The 972-nt window shown below is 64.4% G+C and carries 2 protein-coding genes and 1 pseudogene; all 3 read right to left on the bottom strand.

Annotated features, from left to right (window positions below):
* On the bottom strand, positions 1 to 249 hold a 249-nt coding region (gene tnpB, locus HCC78_RS32755; protein WP_172332847.1), incomplete at its 3' end, for an IS66 family insertion sequence element accessory protein TnpB.
* Entirely contained in the window at positions 246 to 638 is a 393-nt protein-coding gene (locus tag HCC78_RS32750; RefSeq protein WP_253949482.1) for a transposase, read from the bottom strand. The genes tnpB and HCC78_RS32750, both read right to left, overlap by 4 nt.
* 74 nt (positions 639 to 712) lie before the next feature.
* Positions 713 to 972: pseudogene (locus tag HCC78_RS32745) on the bottom strand (IS5/IS1182 family transposase); the annotation flags it as partial.

The raw sequence follows: 972 nt of genomic DNA, 5'->3' as shown, positions 1-972 counted from the left end.
GCCCTCGCTGACCGGCCAGATGAACTTCCCGGCCTCCAGCCGCTTGGAGTAGAACGACATGCCGACCCCGTCATGCCACAAGATCTTCAGGAGGTCGCCCCTGCGCCCGCGGAAGCAGAAGATCTCGCCGCCATGCGGGTCCCGGCCGAGACCCTGCTGAACCTTGATCGCCAGCGAGTTCATGCCGCAGCGCATGTCGGTGACGCCGCCTGCGATCCAGACCTTCACCCCGGCGGGAAACGCGATCACCGGCCGTCCAGCACGGAAAGAAGGCGGGCCAGCGCTTCCGGGTCGACATTGGCAGGAACCGCAAGCTGGCGCCCGTTCCGCAACACAATTTCCACCCTCGCTTCCGGGTTCGGCGGCAAGGGCACCGGAGATGCAGGGCCCGGCTGCCCGTCAGACACCGTCAGCGGGATGAAGGCCGGGGAAGCATCGCCGCTGAGTTCACCGCTCCGGTATTGCCGCCGCCAGATCGTCAGCAGGGACCGCGAAACGCCGTGGCGCCGCGCCGTGGCACTCACCTGGCGATGGCCGCGGAAGCTTTCCTCGACGATGCGGACTTTCTCCGCATCGTCCAAGTGCCGTCGGCGAAAGCCATCTGCCGCGGACAGGACTTCAATTTTGGGTTCGAACATAAGGTCGCGCATAAGGTCGGACTTATCACCGAAGCACCAAACCCGTCAGGCGGCCTTCGCCGGATGAATACGATGTAGTCGCTGACTTGCCCTGCTGAGACGAAGAGATCGATCGGACGGCCTTTGCTGTCGCAGATGGCATGCAGCTTCGTGTTCATGCCGCCCTTGGTGCGACCGATCAGGCGGCCGCGCCCCCCTTTTTCACGCCCAGACTGGACGCCGTGCGGTGAGCCTTCAAATAGGTCGCATCTATCATCACGGTCTTCTTCTCGTGGTCCTCGCCCGCCAGCCCGGCCAGCATCCGCGCGAAGATGCCCTTATCGCTCCACCGCTT

The sequence above is a fragment of the Mangrovicoccus sp. HB161399 genome, assembly GCF_013184745.1.
Lineage (GTDB): Bacteria > Pseudomonadota > Alphaproteobacteria > Rhodobacterales > Rhodobacteraceae > Mangrovicoccus.
The sequence above is the reverse complement of the archived record's forward strand: the minus strand, read 5'-3'. Positions and strand labels throughout refer to the sequence as shown.

Excerpts from the sequence above, each read along its gene's own strand:
- HCC78_RS32750 (WP_253949482.1), bottom strand. The coding sequence starts at position 638 with ATGTTCGAACCCAAAATTGAAGTCCTGTCCGCGGCAGATGGCTTTCGC.